16 protein-coding genes and 3 pseudogenes are annotated in these 22,099 nt (G+C 62.2%); 6 read left to right on the top strand and 13 right to left on the bottom strand.

All coding sequences use genetic code 11. The features are described from left to right. Positions 1–94 precede the first annotated feature (94 nt). On the top strand, positions 95–1,507 hold the full coding sequence (locus PM2_RS21170) for a purine-cytosine permease family protein (protein WP_028699612.1): 1,413 nt from the start codon (positions 95–97) through the stop codon (positions 1,505–1,507). 63 nt (positions 1,508–1,570) lie between these two features. Here PM2_RS21170 and PM2_RS21165 read toward each other — a convergent pair. From PM2_RS21165 to glnT, 5 genes and pseudogenes are all read right to left on the bottom strand, one after another. Then, positions 1,571–2,385 (bottom strand): annotated as a pseudogene (locus PM2_RS21165) (ammonium transporter). A 57-nt stretch (positions 2,386–2,442) separates the two neighbouring features. Next, a complete protein-coding gene (locus PM2_RS21160; RefSeq protein WP_028699613.1) occupies positions 2,443–3,768 on the bottom strand; it encodes an FMN-binding glutamate synthase family protein in 1,326 nt (441 codons plus the stop codon). 15 nt (positions 3,769–3,783) lie between these two features. Continuing rightward, positions 3,784–4,458: a GltB/FmdC/FwdC-like GXGXG domain-containing protein gene (locus PM2_RS21155; protein WP_025754498.1), complete on the bottom strand. Its 675-nt coding sequence runs from the start codon at positions 4,456–4,458 to the stop codon at positions 3,784–3,786. A 27-nt stretch (positions 4,459–4,485) separates the two neighbouring features. Further along, positions 4,486–5,391 (bottom strand): class II glutamine amidotransferase, encoded by a 906-nt coding sequence (locus tag PM2_RS21150; RefSeq protein WP_016715696.1) that lies wholly within the window; start codon positions 5,389–5,391, stop codon positions 4,486–4,488. Positions 5,392–5,456: 65 nt separating this feature from the next. Further along, a pseudogene (gene glnT, locus PM2_RS21145) lies at positions 5,457–6,792 on the bottom strand (type III glutamate--ammonia ligase). 346 nt (positions 6,793–7,138) lie between these two features. On the opposite strand from glnT, the gene PM2_RS21140 reads away from it, so the two are divergent. Continuing rightward, complete coding sequence (locus tag PM2_RS21140; protein ID WP_016715694.1) at positions 7,139–7,732, top strand: helix-turn-helix domain-containing protein; 594 nt, start codon at positions 7,139–7,141, stop codon at positions 7,730–7,732. Between the two features lie 59 nt (positions 7,733–7,791). Continuing rightward, positions 7,792–8,097 carry a hypothetical protein gene (locus PM2_RS21135; protein WP_028699614.1) on the top strand — a complete coding sequence of 102 codons (306 nt, stop codon included), beginning with the start codon at positions 7,792–7,794 and terminating at the stop codon, positions 8,095–8,097. Between the two features lie 100 nt (positions 8,098–8,197). Here PM2_RS21135 and PM2_RS30255 read toward each other — a convergent pair whose 3' ends face one another. The 3 genes and pseudogenes from PM2_RS30255 to PM2_RS21130 form a co-directional block, all read right to left on the bottom strand. Further along, positions 8,198–8,803, bottom strand: coding sequence for a hypothetical protein (locus PM2_RS30255; RefSeq protein WP_230852993.1), 606 nt, complete (start codon positions 8,801–8,803; stop codon positions 8,198–8,200). Positions 8,804–8,836: 33 nt separating this feature from the next. Then, positions 8,837–9,070, bottom strand: a pseudogene (locus PM2_RS32115) (RHS repeat-associated core domain-containing protein); the annotation flags it as partial. A 207-nt stretch (positions 9,071–9,277) separates the two neighbouring features. After that, entirely contained in the window at positions 9,278–10,153 is an 876-nt protein-coding gene (locus PM2_RS21130; RefSeq protein WP_028699616.1) for a LysR family transcriptional regulator, read from the bottom strand. A 111-nt stretch (positions 10,154–10,264) separates the two neighbouring features. Here PM2_RS21130 and PM2_RS21125 point away from each other — a divergent pair, with 111 nt between their 5' ends. Further along, the gene (locus tag PM2_RS21125; protein ID WP_016715693.1) at positions 10,265–11,326 is read left to right on the top strand and encodes a YeiH family protein; all 1,062 of its coding nucleotides are present in this window, start codon (positions 10,265–10,267) and stop codon (positions 11,324–11,326) included. A 148-nt stretch (positions 11,327–11,474) separates the two neighbouring features. After that, positions 11,475–12,848, top strand: a complete 1,374-nt coding sequence (gene ppnN, locus PM2_RS21120; RefSeq protein WP_016715692.1) for a nucleotide 5'-monophosphate nucleosidase PpnN — start codon at positions 11,475–11,477, stop codon at positions 12,846–12,848. Positions 12,849–12,887: 39 nt separating this feature from the next. Here the strand turns inward: ppnN and PM2_RS21115 are convergent, their stop codons facing one another. Next, complete coding sequence (locus PM2_RS21115) at positions 12,888–14,033, bottom strand: GGDEF domain-containing protein (RefSeq protein ID WP_028699617.1); 1,146 nt, start codon at positions 14,031–14,033, stop codon at positions 12,888–12,890. Between the two features lie 326 nt (positions 14,034–14,359). After that, complete coding sequence (gene pssA / locus PM2_RS21110) at positions 14,360–15,688, bottom strand: CDP-diacylglycerol--serine O-phosphatidyltransferase (protein WP_028699618.1); 1,329 nt, start codon at positions 15,686–15,688, stop codon at positions 14,360–14,362. Between the two features lie 181 nt (positions 15,689–15,869). Between pssA and cahR the strand changes: the two genes are divergently transcribed. Further along, on the top strand, positions 15,870–16,877 hold the full coding sequence (cahR, locus tag PM2_RS21105) for a transcriptional regulator CahA (RefSeq protein ID WP_028699619.1): 1,008 nt from the start codon (positions 15,870–15,872) through the stop codon (positions 16,875–16,877). A gap of 69 nt (positions 16,878–16,946) precedes the next feature. On the opposite strand, the gene PM2_RS21100 is transcribed toward cahR, so the two are convergent. From PM2_RS21100 to katG, 3 genes are all read right to left on the bottom strand, one after another. Beyond that, positions 16,947–18,281: an MFS transporter gene (locus PM2_RS21100; RefSeq protein ID WP_016715688.1), complete on the bottom strand. Its 1,335-nt coding sequence runs from the start codon at positions 18,279–18,281 to the stop codon at positions 16,947–16,949. Between the two features lie 117 nt (positions 18,282–18,398). Next, the gene (gene creA, locus PM2_RS21095; protein WP_016715687.1) at positions 18,399–19,610 is read right to left on the bottom strand and encodes a creatinase; all 1,212 of its coding nucleotides are present in this window, start codon (positions 19,608–19,610) and stop codon (positions 18,399–18,401) included. 154 nt (positions 19,611–19,764) lie between these two features. Beyond that, positions 19,765–22,020, bottom strand: coding sequence for a catalase/peroxidase HPI (gene katG / locus PM2_RS21090; RefSeq protein ID WP_016715686.1), 2,256 nt, complete (start codon positions 22,018–22,020; stop codon positions 19,765–19,767). Positions 22,021–22,099 lie beyond the last annotated feature (79 nt).

Below are 22,099 nucleotides of genomic sequence, written 5' to 3'. Positions count from 1 at the left end.
GCGCCCCGCATCATCCCTCCAACAAGAACGCGTCGCCCTTCGCCGGCACGCCCCCGGGCAGTTCCCGATGCCCTACCTTGCCTTGGAGTCAGTCATGACCAGTGCAGCCAATTCGGCACCCCTCATAGAAAAACACACGATCGGCTACGTACCGCCGCAAGACCGCCACGGAAAGGTAAGGGATCTGTTCACACTGTGGTTCGGCGGCAACATCGCGCCGCTGCCCATCGTTACCGGCGCGCTGGGCGTGCAGTTGTTCCACCTGAACCTGGTGTGGGGCATCATCGCCATCCTGGTCGGCCACCTGGTTGGTGGTGTGTTGATGGCACTGCACTCGGCCCAGGGCCCGCAAATGGGCATCCCGCAGATGATCCAGAGCCGCGCCCAGTTCGGTACCCTTGGCGCGCTGCTGGTGGTGGTGATCTCCGGGGTCATGTATATCGGTTTCTTCGCCTCCAACATCGTGCTCGCCGGCAAGTCGCTGCATGGCGTGGTCGACGCCGTGCCGGTACCGGTGGGCATCGTCATCGGTGCGCTGGGCTCGGGCATCATCGGCATCATCGGCTACCGCTTCATCCACGTGCTCAACCGTATCGGCACCTGGGTGCTGGGCATCGGCATCGTGGTGGGCTTCGGTTACATCTTCACCCACGTGCAAAGCGACGACTTCCTCACCCGCGGCGGCTTCAACCTGGCCGGCTGGCTGGCCACCGTGTCGCTCGCGGCGCTGTGGCAGATCGCCTTTGCGCCCTATGTGTCGGACTACTCACGCTACCTGCCGGCGGATGTGAAAGTCAGCTCGACCTTCTGGACCACCTACCTGGGCTCAGCCCTGGGTTCGAGCCTGTCGTTCATCTTCGGCGCCGTGGCGGTACTGGCGATCCCGGCCGGCATGGACACCATGGACGCGGTCAAGCTGGCCACCGGCACCCTTGGCCCGGTCATGCTGGTGCTGTTCCTGCTCAGTGTCATCAGCCACAACGCCCTCAACCTGTATGGTGCTGTGCTGTCGATCATCACCCTGGTGCAAACCTTCGCCTACCGCTGGATCCCAACCGCCAAGAGCCGCGCGATACTTTCGCTGATCGTGCTGTCGGCCTGCTGTGTGGTGGCGGTGTTCGCCTCGGCAGACTTCATCGGCCACTTCGTCGACATGGTGCTGGTGCTGTTGGTGGTGCTGGTGCCATGGACGGCGATCAACCTGATCGACTTCTACGCGATTCACAAGGGGGACTACGACATCCAGTCGATCTTCCAGGTCGATGGCGGTATCTACGGCCGTTACAACCCGCAGGCGCTGATCGCCTATGCCGTGGGCATCGTGGTGCAGACCCCGTTCATGAACACGCCGCTGTATGTCGGGCCGATTTCCGAGCACATCAACGGGGCTGACCTGTCCTGGCTGGTGGGCTTGGCGATTACCTCGCCGCTGTACTGGTGGCTGGCTTCGCGTGACAGTGCCTACCGTCGTCGGCAGATGAGTGCAAAGTTGGCCATGGGGCACTGATTCAGCCTGTGCTGGCCTCTTCGCGGGCAACCCCGCGAAGAGGCCAGCACAGACCACTTGCCATCAGAGGTTGTACGCCCGCTCATTGTGCTCCGCCAGGTCCAGCCCCTGCTCTTCCTCTTCCCGACTGGCCCGCAGGCCCACGGTCAGCTTGATGGCCCCAAGAATCGCCCAGCTCACCACGAAGCAGTAGACGAAGGTGAACGCCACCCCCTTCAACTGCACCAGCGCCTGCCCTATCGGCGATACGCCCTCCACATAACCGCCCAACCCCGGTGCAGCAAACACCCCGGTCAGAATCGCACCGACCATCCCGCCCACGCCATGCAGCCCGAACACGTCCAGGCTGTCGTCATACCCCAATGCCTGTTTCAGCCGGGTCACGGCACGAACCAGGCCCCCATGAACAGCAACGACGCACTGAACTTCATGCGCTCGGCAAAACCACCGGCAATCAGCGCTGGGGTGATGATGGCGAACGTCAGCTGGAACACCGCGAACACACCTTCCGGGATCGTGCCCACCAGGCTGTCGTGGCCGATGTTCAGCATCAGCGCCTTGTCCAGGCCGCCGATGAAGCTGTTGAAGGTCAACTGCCCCTCGACCATACCCGTGGTGTCGACCACCAGGCTGTAGCCAAACAGCACCCAAAGGATGCCGATCACACCCGCTACGGCAAACAGTTGGGTGAACACCGAAAGGAAGTTCTTCGCCCGTACCATGCCACCGTAGAACAGCGCCAGGCCGGGTATGCACATCATCAGCACGAACATCGCGGCGCAGATCATCCAGGCGGTGTTGCCGGTGTCCAGGGTGGGTTGCGCGGCATAGGCCAGCGGTGTCAGTGCGAACAGCACAACAGCAAGGGCAAGCTTCATAGAGTCACTCCTGTGCAATGAAAACCGCCGGCTGGCAGCCGGCGGTGTCGGGGTAGATCAGTACTGCGCCTGGCCCGGTACCCACGCAGTCCCCGCCAGCGGCACCCGTGCCATCGCCGCCGCTTCCACGGTCAACGCCACCAGGTCCTCCGGGTCCAGGTTGTGCAGGTGCGACTTGCCACACGCCCGTGCCATGGTCTGCGCTTCCAGCACCAGTACGCGCAGGTAGTTGGCCAATCGGCGCCCGGCCTCTTCCGGGTTCAGGCGCTTGGCCAGCTCCGGGTCCTGGGTGGTGATGCCGGCCGGGTCGCGACCGTTCTGCCAGTCGTCATAGAAGCCGGCCGCCGAGCCAATCTTCTTCAGTTCGCTGTCCAGTCGCGAGTGGTTGTCACCCAGGGCGATCAACGCCGCCGTACCAATGGCCACCGCATCGGCGCCCAGTGCCATGGCCTTGGCCACGTCGGCACCGTTGCGAATGCCACCCGATACAATCAGCTGCACCTTGCGGTGCATGCCCATTTCCTGAAGGGCCTGCACTGCCTGCGGGATGGCCGGCAGAATCGGGATGCCGACGTGTTCGATGAACACTTCCTGCGTCGCCGCAGTCCCCCCCTGCATGCCGTCGAGCACGATCACATCGGCACCGGCCTTCACTGCCAGCTTGACGTCGTAGTACGGGCGGCTGGCGCCGATTTTCACGTAGATGGGCTTTTCCCAGTCAGTGATTTCACGGATCTCGGCAATCTTGATCGCCAGGTCGTCCGGCCCGGTCCAGTCCGGGTGGCGGCAGGCGCTGCGCTGGTCGACACCAATCGGCAAGGTGCGCATGCCGGCCACCCGTTCGGTGACTTTCATGCCCAACAGCATGCCGCCACCGCCCGGCTTGGCGCCCTGGCCGAGGACGATCTCGATAGCATCGGCCTTGCGCAGGTCATCCGGGTTCATGCCATAGCGCGACGGCAGGTACTGGTACACCAGGTGCTGCGACTGGCCGCGTTCTTCCGGGGTCATGCCGCCGTCGCCGGTGGTGGTGCTGGTGCCGGCGATGGTCGCACCACGGCCCAGCGCTTCCTTGGCATTGGCCGACAGCGCGCCGAAGCTCATGCCGGCGATGGTCACCGGGATTTTCAGGTGGATCGGCTTTTTCGCAAACCGGTTGCCCAGCACCACATCGGTGCCGCACTTCTCGCGGTAGCCTTCCAGCGGGTAGCGCGACACGCTGGCACCCAGCAGCAACAGGTCGTCGAAGTGCGGCACACGGCGTTTGGTGCCACCACCGCGAATGTCGTAGATGCCGGTTTCGGCGGCACGCTGAATTTCCTGGATGGTCAGGCGATCGAAGGTGGCCGACTCACGCAGTACCGGGGGGAATTGTTCGCTCATGGCAATGCTCCTGGATCAGTACGCGCTGGCGTTGTCGACTTTGAAGTTGTACAGCTGGCGGGCCGAGCCGTAGCGTTTGAAATCGGCGGCCTTGTGCTCCAGGCCTGCCTTGTTCAGCAGCTCCTGCAACGCTGTAAGGTGCTCGGCGCGCATTTCTTTTTCGATGCAGTCCGAGCCCAGCGACTGCACCGAGCCTTTGACGTAAATCTGCACCTCGTACAGCGAGTCGCCCAACGCATCGCCGGCATCACCACACACCACCAGGCGCCCGGCCTGGCCCATGAAACAGCTCATGTGGCCGATGCTGCCGCCCACCACGATGTCCACGCCTTTCATGGAAATGCCGCAACGGGCACCGGCATCACCCTCGATCACCAGCAGCCCGCCATGGGCGGTGGCGCCAGCGGCCTGGGAGGCACTGCCCTTGACCCGCACCGAGCCAGACATCATGTTTTCGGCCACGCCCACGCCCACGTTGCCATGCACGGTCACGCTAGCCTGCTGGTTCATGCCGGCGCAGTAGTAACCGGCGTGGCCCTCGATATCCACCGCCACGGCCGCGTTGATGCCCACGGCCAGGTTGTGCTTGCCGTCGGGGTGGGTCACCCGCCATTCGTGGTCTTGTACCTCACCGTGCAGGGACTGGTTGAGCACGCGCACCGAAGTGCTGGAAAGGTCGATCGTTTTCATAAGGTTCTCCAGAGGTTCGGTGGCAGGTCAGGCGCTTTCGCGCTCCCAGACGTACAGGGTGGCCGGAGCCGGCTCCCAGACCTTGGCATGCTCGATACCCGGCAGGCTGGCCAGTGCCTGGTATTCCGAGGCCATGGCCACGTAGTCTTCGGTCTCGGCTAGCACTGCCGGCTTGCAGGCAATCGGGTCGCGGATCACGGCAAAGCCGTTGCGGGTGCCGATGGCGAAGGTGAAGAAGCCGTCCAGGTCTTCCAGCGCGCCATCCAGGGCCTGGGCCAGGGTATCGCCCTGCTGCAGGCGCCAGGTCAGGTAGCCGGCGGCCACTTCGGTGTCGTTATCGGTTTCGAAACTGATGCCTTCGCGCTTCAGTTCCTGGCGCAGGCGGAAGTGGTTGGACAGCGAGCCGTTGTGCACAAGGCACAGGTCGGCACCGGTGGAAAACGGGTGGCTGCCTTCCATGGTCACGGCGCTTTCGGTGGCCATGCGGGTATGGCCAATGATGTGGCTGCCCTTCATGCCGGCCAGGCCGAAACGGCTGGAGATTTCAGCCGGCAGGCCCATACCCTTGAGGATTTCGATGCTTTGCCCGGCGCTCATGATGCGCACGGCCGGGGCCAGTTCGCTCAGTGCCTGGCGGGCAGCCGCTTCGCTGGTATGCACTTTGAGTACCGCCGCGCTGGCATTCTGGAACCCGTCAAGCGAGCAGCCCAGGCGCCCCTCCAGCTGGCCCATCAGGGTGGCCCAGTCGTAGTTGATATCCGTGGCTTGCAGGGTCAGCTTGACCCAGCCATCCGCCACCTCGTCGCCGTAGATGGCAAAGCCTGCGCTGTCCGGGCCACGGTCGGTCATGGCTTCGAGCATGGGTTCGAAGAGTTTGCCAAGCTGGGCCTCCAGCTCGGGCTTTTTCAGGTACAGACCTACGATTCCACACATGGTGATGCTCCTTACTAGGCAGTGGGCGGTCGCTGTCGTATTGGCCGCCCAGAGGATTGGGGCGGTCAGAAGAACTCGGTGTAACGCTGGATTTCCCAGTCGGAGACATGGCGGCAGTACTCCACCCACTCCATGCGCTTGAGCTTGATGAACTCGTCGACAATCTCGGCGCCCAACACCTCGCGGAACAACGGGTCGGCTTCGAGCGCGTCGGCGGCTTCCTTCAGCGATTGCGGCAGGGTCTTGATGCCGCGTGCAGCAATTTCTTCGAGGCTGAGGTTGTAAAGGTTCTCGTTGCACATCTCGCCCGGCTCCAACTGGCGGTCGATGCCATCGAGCCCGGCGGCGATGATCGCGGCGGTAACCAGGTACGGGTTGCAACCGGCGTCCGGCAGACGGAACTCCAGGCGGCCATACGGGATGCGCACCATCGCCGAACGGTTGTTGGCACCCCAGGCCACGAAGGCCGGCGCCCACGTCGAACCCGACAAGGAACGCCCCACCACCAGCCGCTTGTAGGAGTTGACCGTTGGCGCCGCAAAGGCACACAACGCCGGGCCGTGGGCCATCAAGCCTGCGGCAAAGTGGTAGGCCAGCTTCGACAGGCCCATGCCGCTGCTGTCGGACGCGTCGTGGAACAGGTTCTTGTTGGTGCGGCTGGCCAGCGAGAGGTGGAAGTGCATGCCATTGCCGGCACGCTTGGGGTCGGGCTTGGGCATGAACGAGCAGATCATCCCCAGGTCGTTGGCGATTTCACCGGCGGCCATGCGGAAGAAGGTAAAGCGGTCGGCCGACTCCATGGCGTCGCTGTAGGTGTAGTTGATCTCGAACTGGCCGTTGGCGTCTTCGTGGTCGATCTGGTAGATGTCGAAGCCTACCGGTTGCAGGGCCTCGGTCAGGCGCTCGAGAAACAGCCGCGAGCGCGACAGGCCCTTGTAGTCGTAGCAGGGCTTGTCGAGGTTGTCGGAGGCATCCACCAGTTGCAGCTTGCCGCCTTCGTCACGGCGGAACAGGCTGAATTCCGGCTCCAGGCCGGTGTTCAAGGTCCAGCCCTTGTCGGCCAGGCGTTGCACCTGTTTGTTGCAACACATAGCGGCTGTCGTAAGGCCAGGGCTGGCCGTTGACATGCCCCACGCACACCACCCGGCCGTACCCCGGCTGCCACGGTACCGGGATCAAGGTGGAAAGGTCGCCACGGGCCATGAAGTCCGGGCCGTGCGGCTCCATGCCCATGCCGCAGATGGCGAACCCGGCAAAGCCGGCGCCCTCCTCGGCCACCATCTTCAGGCCCGAGACCGGCACCGATTTGGTCTTCGCCGAGCCATGAATATCGACGAACTGCGCCAGCACGTACTTGATGCCGTGCTGGTCGAGGGTGCGCTGGGTTTCTGCTGGCAACATGGGTTGAACACTCCTGGGTAAGGGGCAATGATTCCGCACGAGAAACTTACTTTCCTTACAGGAATGCAATGCACTTGCCAACTCTGTCCACAGCGCCCTTGTGTATCGCCTGATCTGGCCTCATCGCGGGTAAGCCCGCTCCTGCAAAAATGCACCGCAGCCCCTGTAGGAGCGGGCTTGCCCGCGATGAGGCCCGCACAGGCCACTCAAAACCCAGGCTGATATTTATGCTCTATTTATGGGAAACTTGTTTTCACCCGAGGAAAGAAGCAGTCAACGCAGCTGCTTTTCGCACTTTCCCAGTGCGAAATCTTTATTCTTGAACTGAAACCGTGCAGGACATTCGATGTCGACCGAAACCGAACCGCGCCTTCGCCTGGAGCAGTACCTAGGCCTGCAGATCAAGCGCCAGCGCCAGGCCCAGTCCCTCAAGCTCGCCGACGTGGCGCGCATCGCCGGCATCAGCCAAGGCATGCTGAGCAAGATCGAGAACGCCCAGGTGTCCACCAGCCTCGACACCCTCAGCCGCCTGTGCGATGTACTGGGCATGCCGATGGCCAAGCTGTTCAGCCAATATGACCAGCCCGACGGCAATGCCTTGCTGGTGAAGGCCGGCGAAGGGCTGGAGGTGGTGCGCCGCGGCACCGAGAAGGGCCACACCTACCATTTGCTCAATCACGCCAGGGGGCCGAAAAAGAACTTCGAGGCGTACATGGTGAGCATGGATGACGCCAGCGAAGAGTTCCCGACCTTCGCCCACCCGGGCACCGAATTCCTCCACCTGCTGGAAGGCGAACTGGTGTACCGCCATGGCAACCAGCTCTATCACATGCATGCCGGCGACAGCCTGACCTTCGACGGTGAAACCCCGCATGGCCCCGAACAGCTGGTGCAGGTGCCCATCCGCCTGTTGTCGATCATGAACTACGGCGAAGAGTAACGCGGCGTAGCAAGGCAACTGCCGATATCGCGAGCAAGCAAGCACACGTCGCCCGCAAGATGGTTACCGCCGGCCTTGTGTTGGTGGTACCGACTTTCGACCTGCTGGACAAAGGCACCATCGGCCTGCACTGGGGCTTGGCGTTCGCCCTGCTGACCGTGGCCAACCGTCGCAACGGTTCGAGCATGAACGCCACGCAGGTGGCCTTCTGGCAGAACGTTGGGGTGGCCGCGTTGGTGGCGCCGTTTGCCTTCACCCACCTGGGCAGCACCCGCCTGGCAGGCAGCGACTGGGTCAACCTGGCTGTCGCAGTTCCTGTTCGTCAAGAGCCTGGAAGGGTTGGAAGCGCGCAAGGCATCTGCTGAGCAAGCGAATACCAGCCGATGCGCGCATTGAACAACTTTTTAGCGCGGCTCAACGCATGCCGCGCTTCTTCCATGTAGGCGAGAAGGCAAGCGTTTCTGGTTAAGGACGTCGAGGGGGAGGCGATGGAGCTGCTGGTGGACTGTACCTTTCAAGCACACTATCAAACTTGTCAATTTCCCTTAGACAACGTATGTCCCACATTTCTTTCCAGACTTCTGGCCATGCAGAGTTTGCAAGAGACGGTCTTTCGTGCTGAGCGGCGGGAAGATAAAAAACCTCCAGACTTTCTTTACCAACCTCATAAGTTTTATAATTTTTGAGCCCGCGAGCAGGCTGGTAACCCCCAACACCCAAGATAAAGACATCCCTGCTCACCGCATACTTACCAGCCGGCAAAGATACAATAGCATTCCCATACACAAAATCCGCAGTGAAGCTACTCGTCTCAAACGAGTACTTGAGGTCCCAACGATTGTACGCATTGTGTGGATTTTGTTTCTTATATAACCGCGCAACAACAGCGTCACCCGGAACGTTGCCTCCGTTCATTTTTCTAGCCGCTAGCCTGAAATGCTCAAGCTGAGGGCGCAAACTCTTCGGGAGCTTTGCAGCCCCCAAGGCTCGACCATCCAGAATATGACGATCTATGCGTGCTTGCGCCGAAGCACCGTACCTGCTTTGTCCAGAAGGATCGACATAATTCACTGGATCGCCAGCGCAATAGGCGTACGCATTGACTCCGCCGCCTCCAAACGGGCTCAAGCTATCAGGACTGGTAAAACGACAGACGGAGGGACTGTACATACGCCGACCATTTCCTAAACGAATCAAGCCACTTACCGCGTCACGGCACTGGCCGACGAATCCGACAATGGGCGAATGGTATGACTCACTGGAAAAACCGTAAGGCGCGTAGGGTTGACCATGACTCGGGAGATTCTGTAACCCAGCCTTTAGAAGACTGCACTCCATCGTAAACTACTCCAGATTTCAAGCACCGTATGCCTTCACCTTAAATAGATACGGGTGCTGTGAACACTGACATTTTTGACAGGCTACCTGGTGGCATCGACCCTCGTGATGGTGCTATCAGGTAGCGGACTTCGGGACCTGGCAGCACGTCCCCCACCTAATACAGAAAGATCTTCAAGGTGAATAGACTTCACCCGTTTCGGTCCCTCACAGATCAACACACAACTCAAGAAACCGCGCGGCCGCCCGTGACGGGGTGGCCGCATGCGGCACCAGAATGGAAAACCGCCGCACCAGCGCCTGCGGCGTAACCTGCAGCCGGTGCAGCGCCCCATCTTCATGGCGAATGGACATCGCCGACACAAAGCCAACCCCCATCCCGGCCCGCACCGCCTCCTTTACCCCTTCTACCCCGGCAATCTCCAGCGCCACGCGCATCGCCACACCCTCACGGGCAAACGCCCGCTCGACGATTTGCCGCACACCCGAGCCGCTTTCGCGCAGCACCAATGGGCAGGCTCCCAGTGACGCGAGCGTCTGCTGATCACTGCCAGCCAAGGGGTGACCCCGTGGCACGATGGCTACGATCTCGTCCTCACGCCATGCCGTCACTTCCGTGCCCAGCGGCAGCTCCTGTCCCGGCGGTCCTTCAATCAGGGCGATATCGACACTGTCCAGGGCGGCAACAATTTCCGCCGTGTTGCCATGTGAAGTGCTGACCAGCACGTCTGGATAGCGCCCGTGGAAATCGGCAATCAAGTAAGGCAGCAGGTAGCTGGCCGGCGTGGTGCTGGCACCGATGCGCAAGGTCCCGCGCTCCAGCCCGCGCATGGCTTCGCGCAGCGCCTGCGCCTGACGAAAGGTTTCACGCAGGCGCTCGGCATGGGCCAGCAGTTGCTCGCCAGCCGCCGTCAACCGTACACCACGGCCGGCACGTTGATAGAGCGGCTCGCCAAACGCCTCCTGCAACAGCTTGAGCTGGCCGGACACCGCCGGCTGCGACAGATGCAGGGCCTGGGCCGCATGGCTGATGTTGCCATGCTCGGCAACGGTGGCGAACGTTATCAGCTGTTCTGGGGTCATGAATAAAAAATATCAGCTATTCGGATATTTGCCATCCTAAATTACGATTTTTTATAAGCTTATAACCAGATTAACGTAGGCCTTGTCGAAACACCTTTCCGGAGGACTCACATGGCCACGGTTCCGTCCAACCCTGCTTTTGCACCTACCCTCTCTACCCGAGGGCGGCTCAATGGCATCCTGTTCGTGGCGTTGTTCGCGCTCGCGGTCACTCAGCTGGCCGCCATGCCCGCCATCGCCAACCTGGGCATCAGCCCGCTGATCGTCGGTATTGTCGCCGGTGCGCTGTATGGCAACGCGCTGCGTGACGGCGTACCGGCTAGCTGGGCGGCGGGTATCAACTTTTCTGCGCGCGGCCTGTTGCGCATCGCCGTGGCCTTCTTTGGCCTGCGCGTTAGCCTGCAGGAGATCGCCGAAGTCGGCTGGTCGGGGCTTATCGTGTCGCTGCTGGTGGTATCTAGCACGCTGTTGATCGGCCTGTGGTGCGGCATGAAACTGTTCAAGCTGGACCGCGATACCGCCTTGCTGACGGCCGCCGGTAGCGCCATCTGCGGCGCCGCTGCGGTGCTGGCCTTCGAATCGGCACTGCGCAGTGCCCCGCACAAGAGCGCCATGGCAGTCGGTAGCGTGGTGCTGTTCGGCACCTTGTCGATGTTCCTGTACCCGCTGGCCATCAACGCCGGCTGGCTGCACCTCGACACGATGGGGGCCGGGTTGTTCCTGGGCGGCACTGTTCATGAAGTGGCCCAGGTGGTTGGCGCCGCCAGTAACGTAAGCCCTGAAGCCACCCATATCGCAACCATCGTCAAGATGACCCGGGTCATGTTGCTGGTGCCGGTATTGTTGGTGGTAGGCCTGTGGATCAGCCGTTCGCGTAAAGCCGGCCAAGCGCAGGGCAATGGGCGTATCGCCATGCCCTGGTTCGCCTTCGGCTTCCTCGCGCTGGTGTTGGTGAACTCGTTGCAGGTGCTGCCTGGTAGCGTGACCCAGGCGGTGAACAGCCTGGACACCTTTGCCCTGACCATGGCCATGACGGCACTGGGGATGGAAACCCGCTTCAGCCAGATCCGCCAGGCTGGGCCGAAGGCGCTGGCGACCGGGGCGATTCTCAACCTGTGGCTGGTCGGGGGTGGTTTGGCGATTACACTCGGCGTGCAGAAGCTGTTGGGCTGACTTGAGGCCGGGTTGGCTTTTTCGCGGGTAAAAACGCGAAGAAGCCAACCCGGCCTCAAGCTTTTTCACTAGCCCTCTCGTTGCCGCCCACATTTCTCGGTATGGTGTTGTCAAAGAAGGATGTTTTACCCGCACAGGAAAGACTTAGATGCCTCAACGCAATGTCATCAATGCATCCGTCAGCCCCAAAGGCAGCCTGGAAACGCTGTCACAACGTGAAGTGCAGCAACTGAGTGAAGTCGGTACCGGTAGCCTTTACACCCTGTTCCGCCAGTGCGCCCTGGCCATCCTCAACACCGGCGCCCATGTCGACAATGCCAAGACCATTCTCGAGGCCTACAAGGACTTCGAGGTAAAAATCCACCAACAAGACCGCGGTGTTCGCCTGGAGCTCTTGAATGCCCCGGCCGACGCTTTCGTCGATGGCGAAATGATCGCCAGCACCCGTGAAATGCTGTTCAGCGCCCTGCGCGATATCGTCTACACCGAAAGCGAACTGGCCAGCCAGCGCATCGACCTGGAAAGCTCCCAGGGCATCACCGACTACGTCTTCCACCTGCTGCGCAACGCGCGCACCCTGCGCCCGGGCGTGGAGCCGAAAATGGTGGTGTGCTGGGGCGGCCACTCGATCAGCACCGAGGAATACCAGTACACCAAGAAGGTCGGCCACGAGCTTGGCCTGCGTAAACTGGACGTCTGCACCGGCTGCGGCCCTGGCGTGATGAAGGGGCCGATGAAGGGCGCCACCATCGCCCACGCCAAGCAGCGCATGCACGGCAGCCGTTACCTGGGCCTGACCGAACCGGGCATCATCGCCGCCGAAGCGCCCAACCCTATCGTCAACGAACTGGTGATCCTGCCGGACATCGAGAAGCGCCTGGAAGCCTTCGTACGTGTCGGCCACGGCATCATCATCTTCCCAGGCGGTGCCGGCACGGCCGAGGAGTTCCTGTACCTGCTCGGCATCCTCATGCACCCGGACAACCACAACCTGCCGTTCCCGGTGGTACTCACCGGCCCGCGCAGTGCCGAGCCTTACCTGCAGCAGTTGCATGCCTTTGTCGGCGCAACCTTGGGTGAAGCGGCGCACCGGCTGTACGAAATCATCATCGACGACCCGGCGGAAGTTGCCCGGCACATGGTCGAAGGGCTCAAAGAGGTCAAGCAGTTCCGCCGCGAGCGTAACGATGCCTTCCACTTCAACTGGCTGCTGAAGATCGAGGAGAGCTTCCAGCGCCCGTTCGACCCGACTCACCAGGCCATGGCCGAGCTGGACCTGCGCCGCGAGCTGCCGCCCCATGAACTGGCAGCCAACCTGCGCCGGGCGTTTTCCGGCATTGTTGCGGGTAACGTGAAAGACAAGGGCATCCGCCTGATCGAGGAGCACGGGCCGTACCAGATCCGTGGCGACAGCGCCGTGCTGGACCCACTGGGCCGGCTGTTGCAGGCCTTCGTCGACCAGCACCGGATGAAGCTGCCCGGCGGCGCGGCATATGTACCGTGCTACCAGGTGGTGACCTGATAGCCCATACCATCGGGGCCGCTTGGCGGCACCGATCGTCTATTGGCTAAGGTCTGCCATCGGCCGCTCTACAAACCGGATACTGTCCCGCCCACTGCGTTTGGACTGGTACAACGCCACATCCCCCTGCTCGATCAACGCCGCCAGGCTGGCCGGTGGCTGGTCGAACAGGTTGGCACCGATACTCAAGGTGACGGCCTGCGGTGTAGGTACGGTCTTGCTGGCGTACTGCTGGAACTGTTCACGCAACAGCCCACCCAACTCCATGACCCGCTCACTGCTCGCCCCGCACAGCAAGATGACGAACTCATCTCCGCCCAAACGCGCTGCCAGCGAGCGCTCGGGCAGCACCGTGCGAATGAGTTCGCTCAGGGCAATCAGCAAGCGATCACCCGCTATGTGCCCATGCAGGTCGTTGACCAGCTTGAAGTTGTCGATGTCGATCAGCATCAAGGCCCCGGGTTGAGCCGGGCTCACTTCCTTGAAGAAATGCCCGGCCCGCACTTCCAGCGCGCGCCGGTTGTAGAGCGCAGTCAACGGGTCGCGCGCGGCCAGCCGGGCAATCCGCTCCTCGCGTCTATAACGCACGGTGCCGGTCATCGACAAGGCAATCAGCATGATCGCCATCGCCCCTTCGACCAGGGAAATCTGGATGATCAGCCCGCCAAAGGTGGCCAGATCAATCAAGGTGCCCGGCGTGATCGCAATGACCGCCTTGGCCACGTAGAACAGCCCGTGGAGCAGCAACACATAACGCAGCTGCACCGCCCCCACGCTCAGCGACTTGCCGTGCGGCCGTAACAGGAAGCTGGCCTTCAACGTCAGCGCGGCCACCAGCAGCGAGTTGACCATCAACATCACCTTCGACCACTGCGCCCCCACGGGCAGCAAAAGCAAGGCGAACCACACGACCACAACCAATAACCAGGCCCGAGACAAACGGTCTTGGGTAAAACGCAACACGCCCATCAGGAAAAACCAGTGCGCAACCACCAGCAAGCCATTGGCGAACCAGATGCCGATGAACAGCAAGCCGATCCCACGTAGCAAGGCCAGAACACAGCCGACAGTAATGGTGGCAAAACCTGCACTCCAGAACAGCAAAGAGGTTTCGCGGACGCTGCGCCACTCAATCGCCAGGTACAACGCAGCTGCTGCTGCCAGGGCGACCGAGATGGTCAGCATCGTGGGTGGATCTAGCGCCATATACGCATTGGCCTATCTGGTTAACGAAGAAAAGGCCCGATTGTATGCACTCGTGATGACTTTTCAGAGGGGCCTTGCACGGTTGCCTGCAAATGATAGCCCAGCCCCTGTCCATGGTCGTGCGCAAGCAATATCATATTGACATCAAGCGGTCGTGTTCACCACTCAAATCGCGATGCATTCACCCGATAAAACGCACCCGTTGCCCGCCCGTGAGCACTCAGACAAGCACAGGCTTAGCTAAGGTCGCCGAGCCGGCACGGTCCCTGTAGGCGCGGGCATGGCTTTTGGAAGGGTGCAAGGGCTCAGAGCACCCGCTTGATCAACGGCTCCAACCGGCTATAACGCAACCGCCGCAGGAACTTGCGCACTTCCTTGGGGTGCTCGGCCTTGACCCCCAACGCGTCGGCCGAGCCGATTTTCGGCGCAAACCGGCGCAACTCGGCCAGCTCCGCCTCTCGTGGCGCCAGCCACTGCCCCTGCGGGTCATCGATGAGCAGGCCGTTCTCAAGGTCCAGGTTGAACCCGCGCGGATTCAGGTTGTTGCCGGTCAGCAGCGAATAGCGCTGGTCGACCCACACGCCCTTGGCGTGAAAGGTATGCCCGGGATCGTTCCAGATCCGCACTTCCAACTGGCCACGGGTAATGGCCGCGTGGCGGCGCCGGGCGAAGCCTCGCAGGTTGTCTTCATACAGATAAGGCAAAGCGCCACTGGCACTGAACGGCTCACCGGGGGCGATGTAGAAGTCGTTGGCCGTGCGGTCACCCACGATCAGCTCAACGTGCACGCCCCGCTCCAGCGCATGATCGAGCTCGCGCATCACCACCCGTGGCGGGTTGAAATACGGCGTGCTGATGATGATGTGCGTGCGCGCCGCCGCTAGCAGGGCGCACAGCGCCCGGTTCAACGGGTTGCCACGGCCCACGCCCAACAGTGGCACCACCCGCAACCCCTCCCCAGGCACGGCGGCCGGTGCCTCGTACGCCATGCGCCGCAACCGCGCACGCAAGCGCCGGATGTCGCCGCGCAGGCTACGGGTGGCGGGTGGTGCGGGCAAGTCGAGGCGTGGTGTGGCGGTGTGGTGCAGCAGGCGCGCTACCAGGCCGACCATGGCGTCGGCCAGCGCTGGCGACTGGAACAGGTGATAGCGGTCCAGGCGATAACGGTCGAAGCGGTGCAGGTACACGTTGTTCAGGCTGGCGCCGGTGTAGATCACACAGTCGTCGATGATGCTGCCCTTCAGGTGCAACACACCGAACAACTCACGGGTCTGCACTGGCACCCCGTGAATGACGATATCCAGCCCGCGCAACTGGCGCTGGGCCTGGTACCAGGCGGCGTTACCCGGCTGGCGACCGGCCCCGAGCAGGCCACGGCGGGCACGGAACCAGTCGACCACGATAGTGATTTCCAGGCCCGGCCGCTCGGCCTTGGCCTGGTACAAGGCATCCAGCACTTCCTGGCCGGCCTCGTCTTCCTGCAAGTACAACGCAACGATGACGATGCGCCGGGTTGCGGCGCGGATGCGCTCGAACAGGCAGGCGCGGTAGGCCTTGGCATCGGGCAGCACCTGGATCGACTCGGGCGACATGGCGTAGCCTGGCAATGCCGCCAGCATGGATTCGGGGTTCACGAACGATCACCTTCTCTGTGCAATCACTGTCGGCCCTGCCAGCCGGCGGGGCCATTCCTGGTCGCTGCGCCGGGGGTGTAAGATCGACCCGGCAACGACCTATAAAAACAAGAACCACGCGAGGCTGTATTTTCTCACTGCCCCTGACGAACTATGCCTCAGCTTGCACAGGAACAGCGCAATGGTCCACCCCGCTTCTGCAACCCCATCGCCGTCTATTGTAAAGAGTTGTTCCGCGAAGACCTTCGGCTTTCTGATTTTGCCCAATTTCACCACCATCGGCCTGGCCTCGGCGGTAGAAACCTTGCGCATGGCCAACCTGGCCGCGCGCAAGCCACTGTTTCGCAGTGTGCTCATCGCAGCAGACGATGCGCCAGTGACGGCCAGCAACGGCATGCGCGTCTTACCCGACTACAGCATCGCCAACGCGCCCGCACTGGATACCCTGCTGGTGGTGGGTGCCAACCCCATCGACCGTAGTCGTGGTAACCGTCCGTTGATCGACTGGTTGCGCCAGCTGGCCCGCCAACACATGCCGTTGGGCGGTATCTGTACCGGCAGCTACCTGCTGGCCAAGGCCGAACTGCTAAAGGGCTACCGCTGCACCATCCACTGGGAAGACTTGCCGACATTGCAGGCACACTTCCCCGGCATCGTGATCTCCAGCCAGCTGTTCGAACTGGACCGCGACCGCTACACCTGCTCGGGCGGTGTGGCAGCCATGGACATGATGCTGCAACTGGTAGCCCGCGAGGCTGGCGGCCAGGACATCGCGGCCAAGGCGGCCGAGCTGTTGCTGTGCGACCGCATGCGGGGCGAGCGCGAGCGCCAGCGGGTGCCGCTGCGCACCCTGTTGGGCAGCGCCCAACCCAAGCTGAGCCAGGTGGTGGCGATCATGGAAGCCAACCTGGAAGAACCGCTAGGGCTGGAAGAGCTGGCCAGCCTCAATGAAGTGACCGTGCGCCAGTTGGAGCGGCTGTTTCACAAGTACCTGCAGCGTACGCCCAGCCAGTATTACCTGGAGTTACGGCTGTCGAGGGCGCGGGAGTTGCTGCTGCGCAGCGATGTGCAGGTGCGAGAGGTGGCACTGGCTTGCGGGTTCAGTTCGCCGGCGCATTTTTCCAAGAGCTATAGCCGATTCTTCGGGTTGTCGCCGCTGGGGGAGCGGCGGCAGGCTTCGCTGCATTAATTCAAGTTTTTGTATTGCTTTTACCGGCCTCTTCGCGGGTTTACCCGCGAAGAGGCCGGTACAGGTCAACTAATCTTCAAGAGCCGAGTGCGCCGTTTCCCGACACATCAGCATGGCCACCAGCGCGACCAGTGCCGCCGCCAGCAAATACCCCGCCGGCGCCAGCTTGCTGCCGGTCACCTGGATCAGCCAGGTGGCAATGAACGGCGCAGTCCCGCCAAACAGCGCGTTGGCCAGATTGAAGCTCAGGGCAAAGCCACTGAAACGCACCCGGGTCGGGAAAATCTCCGCCAGCAGGCACGGCAAGGTCCCGTCGTTCATCGCCAGTATCGCCCCGAAGCAAATCTGGATCGCCAGAATCACCACCAGCGGCTGCCCATCGAGCAGGCGGAACAACGGCACGGTCAGCCCCAGGAACAACAGCGACGCCACCACCAGCATGGTCTTGCGGCCAAACTGGTCGGACAAACGCCCCATCAGGAAAATCAAGCCGATATAGGTGGCCAGCGACACCGTCGAGGCAATGAACGAATCCCGCTCGCTCATGCCCATTTCAGTGGACAGGTAGGTCGGCATGTAGCTAAGCAGCAGGTAGAACGCCACGGCGTTCAGGCAGGTAACGCCAATGCCGATACCCAGGCTGCGGCGGTGCTGGCTCATCAGTTCGCGTATTGGCGCCCGCGCCATGCAGGCTTTGTTTTCCAGGCGCTGCTCCATCTCCAGAAATTTGGGGGTGTCCTGCAGGCTCATACGGATATAACGCCCTACCAGGCCAAACGGCGCCGCCAGCAGGAACGGCAGCCGCCAGCCCCATTCATGCAGGGCTTCGCTGCTGAGCAGCTCGTGCAGTACCGCCACGAATGCCGCACCAAACAGCAACCCCGCTGCGGTGCTGGCCGGCACGATGCTGGTGTACAAGCCGCGCCGTCCAGGCGGTGCGTATTCAGCCAAAAACGCGGCGGCACCGGCGTACTCGCCCGAAGCCGAAAAGCCCTGCACCAGCCGGATCAGCAACAGCAGGCAGGGTGCCCACAGGCCGATTTGCGCATAACCGGGCAACAGGCCAATGCAAAAGGTGGATACCGACATGATCAGGATCGACCACGACAGTGCGTTGCGCCGGCCATGGCGGTCGCCGAAATGGCCCCAGACAATGCCGCCCAGTGGCCGCACCAGGAACGACAGGGCAAACACTGCAAAGGTGGCCAGCAAGCCGGTGGTCTTATCGGTTTGCGGGAAGAAGGTGGCGGCGATGATGGTGGCCAGGTAGCCGTAGGCGGCGTAGTCGAACCACTCGACGAAGTTGCCCATGAAACTGGCCCGGGCGGCCTTGCGCAGGGCCTGGCGTTCGGCACTGAGCGCGGGGCCGTCGACGGTGGATGGGTCAAGTGTGGTGCTGGACATGACGGGTACCCTCTGGTTCTTTTAATTGGAGGCAGGGTCTGGTGGTCATACAGTGATTTTTTTGTTGTCTGGGCTGGCCTCATCGCGGCTGAAGCCGCGACGAGGCACCACCGATGCTTACTTGCGAATGATGTTGTGCTCCGGCCCATACGGGAATCGGGTGATGTTCTCAGCGCCGTGGTCATTGACGATCAGGATGTCATGCTCGCGATACCCGCCCGCCCCCGGTCGCCCTTCAGGCAGCATGATCATCGGTTCGATCGACACCACCATGCCCGGCTCCAGCACCGTATCGATGTCTTCGCGCAGCTCCAGCCCGGCTTCGCGGCCGTAGTAGTGGCTCAAGGTGCCGAACGAGTGGCCATAACCGAAGGTGCGGTATTGCAGCAGGTCGTGGCGCAGGAAAATCTCGTTCAGTTCGCGGGCGATATCGCTGCAGCGCATGCCTGGACGTACCAGCTTCAACCCGGCCTCGTGTACCTCGACGTTGGCCTGCCACAGGCGCAGGTACTCGTCCGGGCAATGGTCGAGGAACAGTGTGCGCTCCAGCGCGGTGTAGTAGCCAGCGATCATCGGGAAGCAGTTGAGGCTGAGGATTTCACCCTTGCCCACGCGGCGGCTGGTTACCGGGTTGTGCGCACCGTCGGTGTTGAGCCCGGACTGGAACCAGGTCCAGGTGTCCATCAGCTCGGCATCGGGGAAGCGCCTGGCAATTTCCCGTACCATCGCCTGGGTGGCATGCAATGCCACTTCATATTCAGGCACTTGATCGCGCAGCGCCTCTACCACCGCCGCACCGCCGATATCGGCCACCTGCGCGCCATGGCGAATCAGCGCTTGTTCCTCGGCCGACTTGATCATGCGCATGCGCATGCAGGGTGCACCGATGTCTACCAGCTCAGCCTTGGGGTAGCAGGCGGCGAGCTTGCCGTGGTTCTGCAGGTTGAGGTGGTCATGCTCCACGCCAATGCGCGAGGCCAGCGGCAGGGCCTGCTGGATGGCGACGAAGAAGTTGTCGCGCTGCCAGTCGGTGTAGACGATGTTGTCAGTGCCCACCGTGCGCCGCCAGGGTTGCCCGCCGTCGATGTTGGCACTGATCGAGACCACCTTGTCCTGGGTGATCACCAGCGCATAGGGGCGGCCGAACGAGCAGTAGAGAAAATCGCTGTAGTAGTTGACGTTGTGGTACGACGTGAAGATCGCCGCTTCGATGTCCTGCTCGTCCATGTAGGCCCGCAGCCGGGCATGGCGGGCCGCATATTCCTGGGCCGAGAAGGTTGGCTGCACCTTGTCGCCATTGCGGATTTTCAGGGTCTTGGGCATTTGCATGGTCGGGGTTCCTTGTCGTTGTGAGCACGCTGTTCAGGCTTGCCGCCTGAGAAGCATTGCAACAGAACCGACGAGGACGCTTTTGTATCTATCCGACCTGGAATTGGCGGGATGGCCACTGCAAAGGGGGCGCGATGCGCCCCCGGAAACACTGCTACTTCAGGTCAAAGCGATCCAGCTCCATGACTTTCTGCCACGCGGCCACAAAGTCCCGGACGAACTTGTCACCCCCATCACTGCTGCCATACACCTCACTCAGCGCCCGCAACTGGGCATGCGAACCAAACACCAGGTCAACCCGGCTACCGGTCCACTTCACCTGCCCGGTCTTGCGATCGCGGCCTTCGAAGCTTTCGTTGTCTGCCGAAGTCGCCTTCCATTCCACGCCCATGTCCAACAGGTTGCGGAAGAAGTCATTGCTCAAGGTGCCGGGCTTGTCGGTGAACACGCCCTGCTTGCTGCCGCCATGGTTGGCGCCCAGCACGCGCAGGCCACCGATCAGCACAGTCAGCTCCGGCGCGGTCAGGGTCAGCAACTGGGCCTTGTCCAGCAACAGCTTCTCGGCCTTGACGCTATAGCGAGCCTTGGTGAAATTGCGGAAACCATCGGCCAACGGTTCCAACACGGCAAACGATTCGACATCGGTCTGCGCTTGCGACGCATCGACACGGCCCGGGCGGAACCCCACGCTGCCACTGTAGCCGGCATCCTTGGCGGCCTTTTCAACGGCGGCGGTACCCGCCAGCACGATCAGGTCGGCCATCGAGACCTTTTTACCGCCATTGTTGAAGTCGGCCTGAATCTTCTCCAGCGCCGCCAGCACCTTGTCTACACCCTGGTTTGCAGCCCAGTCCTTCTGCGGCGCCAGGCGCAAGCGGGCGCCATTGGCACCACCGCGCTTGTCGGAGCCACGGAAGGTCGAGGCCGATGCCCAGGCGGTGGAAACCAGCTCGCCCACGCTCAAGCCCGAAGCTAAAACCTTGGCCTTGAGGGCCGCGATGTCTTGTTCACTGACAGTGGATGCCTCAGTTTTGGGCAACGGGTCCTGCCACAGCAGCTCTTCATTGGGCATTTCCGGGCCCAGGTAACGCGCAAGCGGGCCCATGTCGCGGTGGATCAGCTTGTACCAGGCGCGGGCGAAAGCATCCGCCAACTGCTCAGGGTTGTCCTTGAAGCGGCGAGCGATCGGTTCGTAGATCGGGTCGAAGCGCAGCGCCAGGTCGGAGGTGAGCATGGAAGGCGCGTGGCGCTTGGCCGGGTCATGGGCATCCGGCACGGTGCCTGCCCCCTTGCCCTCCTTCGGCCGCCACTGGTGGGCACCGGCCGGGCTCTTGGTCAGTTCCCAGTCGAAGTTGAACAGGTTGTTGAGGTACTCGTTGCTCCATCGGGTGGGGGTCGAGGTCCAGGTCACTTCCAGGCCGCTGGTGATGGTATCGCCACCCTTGCCGCTTCCGAACTTGTTGGCCCAACCCAACCCCTGCAGCTCCAGGCCTGCAGCTTCCGGCTCCGGGCCGACGTTGTCGGCAGGGCCGGCACCGTGGGTCTTGCCGAAGGCGTGGCCACCTGCAATCAGTGCCACGGTTTCTTCGTCGTTCATGGCCATGCGGCCGAAGGTCTCGCGGATATCCTTGCCCGAAGCCACCGGGTCGGGGTTACCTTCCGGCCCTTCCGGGTTCACGTAGATCAGGCCCATCTGCACGGCGGCCAGTGGGTTTTCCAGGTTGCGCTCGGCCGACAAGTCGCGGTTCTGCTCTTCGCCATGTTTGGCCGGCTCGGCCACCAGGTCACCCTGGCCTGGCGGCTGCGCCTTGACCTGGTCCTTGCCGTAGCGGGTATCGCCCCCCAACCAGACCTTTTCCGAACCCCAGTACACATCTTCATCGGGCTCCCACACATCGGCACGCCCGCCCGAGAACCCGAACGTCTTGAAGCCCATGGATTCGAGGGCGACGTTGCCGGTAAGCACGATCAGGTCGGCCCAGGAAATCTTGTTGCCGTACTTTTGCTTGATCGGCCACAGCAGGCGCCGGGCCTTGTCCAGGCTGACGTTGTCCGGCCAGCTGTTGAGTGGGGCGAAACGCTGCTGACCGGAGCCTGCGCCACCCCGGCCATCGCCAATGCGGTAGGTACCGGCGCTGTGCCAGGCCATGCGGATGAACAGCGGGCCGTAGTGGCCGAAGTCGGCAGGCCACCAGTCCTGCGAATCGGTCATCAAGGCGGTCAGGTCTTTTTTCAGGGCCTGGAAGTCCAGGCTCTTGAACGCCTTGGCGTAATCGAAGTCCGGGTCAGGGCTGGACTTGGACGAATGTTGGTGAAGAATTCTCAGGTTGAGCTGGTCAGGCCACCAGTCACGGTTGGTGGTGCCGCCACCTGCGGTTTGATGGAACGGGCATTTCGATTCGTTCGACATCTGCGGGTACCTTTGGGTCGGTTATCCAGATTTCCGGTCTATGCCAGGTGTTCTTTCAGCCGAGCGTGTGGGCTCGTGC

Origin of the sequence: Pseudomonas monteilii NBRC 103158 = DSM 14164 (genome assembly GCF_000730605.1) — a bacterium.
Lineage (GTDB): Bacteria > Pseudomonadota > Gammaproteobacteria > Pseudomonadales > Pseudomonadaceae > Aquipseudomonas > Aquipseudomonas monteilii.
The sequence above is the reverse complement of the archived record's forward strand: the minus strand, read 5'-3'. Positions and strand labels throughout refer to the sequence as shown.

What these genes read in the sequence shown, in the direction of transcription:
- PM2_RS21170 (WP_028699612.1), top strand. Translation starts at nt 95, where the DNA reads ATGACCAGTGCAGCCAATTCGGCACCCCTCATAGAAAAACACACGATC.
- PM2_RS21160 (WP_028699613.1), bottom strand. Translation starts at nt 3,768, where the DNA reads ATGAGCGAACAATTCCCCCCGGTACTGCGTGAGTCGGCCACCTTCGAT.
- PM2_RS21155 (WP_025754498.1), bottom strand. Translation starts at nt 4,458, where the DNA reads ATGAAAACGATCGACCTTTCCAGCACTTCGGTGCGCGTGCTCAACCAG.
- PM2_RS21150 (WP_016715696.1), bottom strand. Translation starts at nt 5,391, where the DNA reads ATGTGTGGAATCGTAGGTCTGTACCTGAAAAAGCCCGAGCTGGAGGCC.
- PM2_RS21140 (WP_016715694.1), top strand. Translation starts at nt 7,139, where the DNA reads ATGTCGACCGAAACCGAACCGCGCCTTCGCCTGGAGCAGTACCTAGGC.
- PM2_RS21135 (WP_028699614.1), top strand. Translation starts at nt 7,792, where the DNA reads ATGGTTACCGCCGGCCTTGTGTTGGTGGTACCGACTTTCGACCTGCTG.
- PM2_RS21130 (WP_028699616.1), bottom strand. Translation starts at nt 10,153, where the DNA reads ATGACCCCAGAACAGCTGATAACGTTCGCCACCGTTGCCGAGCATGGC.
- PM2_RS21125 (WP_016715693.1), top strand. Translation starts at nt 10,265, where the DNA reads ATGGCCACGGTTCCGTCCAACCCTGCTTTTGCACCTACCCTCTCTACC.
- ppnN (WP_016715692.1), top strand. Translation starts at nt 11,475, where the DNA reads ATGCCTCAACGCAATGTCATCAATGCATCCGTCAGCCCCAAAGGCAGC.
- PM2_RS21115 (WP_028699617.1), bottom strand. Translation starts at nt 14,033, where the DNA reads ATGCTGACCATCTCGGTCGCCCTGGCAGCAGCAGCTGCGTTGTACCTG.
- cahR (WP_028699619.1), top strand. Translation starts at nt 15,870, where the DNA reads ATGGTCCACCCCGCTTCTGCAACCCCATCGCCGTCTATTGTAAAGAGT.
- PM2_RS21100 (WP_016715688.1), bottom strand. Translation starts at nt 18,281, where the DNA reads ATGTCCAGCACCACACTTGACCCATCCACCGTCGACGGCCCCGCGCTC.
- creA (WP_016715687.1), bottom strand. Translation starts at nt 19,610, where the DNA reads ATGCAAATGCCCAAGACCCTGAAAATCCGCAATGGCGACAAGGTGCAG.
- katG (WP_016715686.1), bottom strand. Translation starts at nt 22,020, where the DNA reads ATGTCGAACGAATCGAAATGCCCGTTCCATCAAACCGCAGGTGGCGGC.